The following is a 1,515-nucleotide window of genomic DNA, read 5'->3' on the forward strand; positions in this document are numbered from 1 at the left end:
GCTGATCGACGGACGCCTCGCGCCCTCGGTCGACGACGTGCTCGACCTCGCCGAGCCGGTGCTGAAGCACCGCATGGCGCTGACGTTCCAGGCGCGGGCCGAAGGCCGCACGATTCCGGACGTGATCCGGCAATTGAAGACACGGATGGGTTGATGGCAGCGGAGAACGGGCACGCGGCGAAGGAGATCATTGCGATCCGACGTGCCGATGGCGAAAGCCGCACGCTCGCAGCTTCCTTGCCGCGCCTGGTGCTCGAGGCCCGCCGTATCGCCGCCAACGTCATCCACGGCCTGCATGGACGGCGCCGCGCCGGCTCCGGCGAGAATTTCTGGCAGTATCGCCGCTTCGTCTCCGGCGAGCCGGCGCAGAACGTCGACTGGCGGCGCTCGGCGCGCGACGACCATCTCTATGTCCGCGAGCTCGAATGGGAAGCCTCCCACACGGTCTGGATCTGGCCCGACCGCTCGCCCTCGATGGCATTCGCCTCGAAATCCGCGCGCGAGTCCAAGCTCGAACGGACGCTGATCGTCGCGTTCGCGCTGGCCGAGCTGCTGGTCTCCGGCGGCGAACGCGTCGGCATTCCCGGGCTGATGGCGCCGACGGCGAGCCGCAGCGTCATCGACAAGATGGCGCAGGCGATGCTGCATGACGATGCCGATCGTCTCAGCCTGCCGCCGTCCTTCGTGCCTGCGGCACTCGCCGAGACGATCGTGCTGTCGGATTTCTGGTCGCCGATATCAGAGATCAGGGCCACGCTCGCAGGGCTCTCCGGCTCCGGCGCGCACGGCACGCTGGTGCAGATCGTCGATCCCGCCGAAGAATCGTTCCCCTATTCCGGCCGCGTCGAGTTCGTCGAGCCCGAAGGGTTCGGCGTGATCACCGCCGGCCGCGCCGAGAGCTGGGCGCAGGATTACACCGCGCGGCTCACGCTGCACCGCGACCAGATCCGCGCCGAGACGGGCAAGCTGGACTGGCTGTTCACGACGCATGCCACCGATCGCTCCGCCGCCGAGCTGCTGCTGTTCCTGCATGCCGGCATGCAGGTGAGCAAGTCGGCCGCCCGCACCACGACGATCAAGGCGGGGCCGGTCGCATGATGGGACTGCCGCTCGCCTTCACCCAACCGCTGCTCCTGATCGGGCTCGTCAGCCTTCCGGTGCTGTGGTGGCTGCTGCGCGTGATGCCGCCGCGGCCGCGCCGCATCGAGTTTCCGCCGACGCGCCTGTTGTTCGACATTGCGCCAAGGGAAGAGACGCCCTCGCGGACGCCATGGTGGCTGACCGCATTGCGGCTCCTGGCTGCAGCGCTCGTCATTTTCGCCGCCGCCGGCCCGATCTGGAATCCGCAAACGGGCCTTGCCGGCAGCAAGGCGCCGCTGATGATCATGTTCGACGACGGCTGGAGCGCGGCCTCGCACTGGGACGTCAGGATCAGGGCGGCCGACGAGCTGATCGCCAACGCCGATAACGACCGCCGCGCCGTCGCACTGGTGCCGCTGTCCGAGCCGAACCGCG

Annotated in this window: 2 protein-coding genes and 1 pseudogene; all 3 read left to right on the forward strand. The window is 68.7% G+C overall.

All coding sequences use genetic code 11. The features are described from left to right. Window positions 1-154, forward strand: a pseudogene (locus MOV74_RS37885) (AAA family ATPase); the annotation flags it as partial. Next, entirely contained in the window at window positions 154-1,098 is a 945-nt protein-coding gene (locus tag MOV74_RS37890; RefSeq protein WP_246932595.1) for a DUF58 domain-containing protein, read from the forward strand. The pseudogene MOV74_RS37885 and the gene MOV74_RS37890, both read left to right, overlap by 1 nt. Then, the coding region (locus tag MOV74_RS37895) for a BatA domain-containing protein (RefSeq protein ID WP_246932597.1) at window positions 1,095-1,515 on the forward strand (421 nt) is incomplete at its 3' end. The genes MOV74_RS37890 and MOV74_RS37895, both read left to right, overlap by 4 nt.

This window comes from Bradyrhizobium sp. SHOUNA76, from assembly GCF_023006445.1.
In the GTDB taxonomy this organism is placed as follows: Bacteria; Pseudomonadota; Alphaproteobacteria; order Rhizobiales; family Xanthobacteraceae; genus Bradyrhizobium.

Excerpts from the sequence above, each read along its gene's own strand:
- MOV74_RS37890 (WP_246932595.1), top strand. The coding sequence starts at position 154 with ATGGCAGCGGAGAACGGGCACGCGGCGAAGGAGATCATTGCGATCCGA.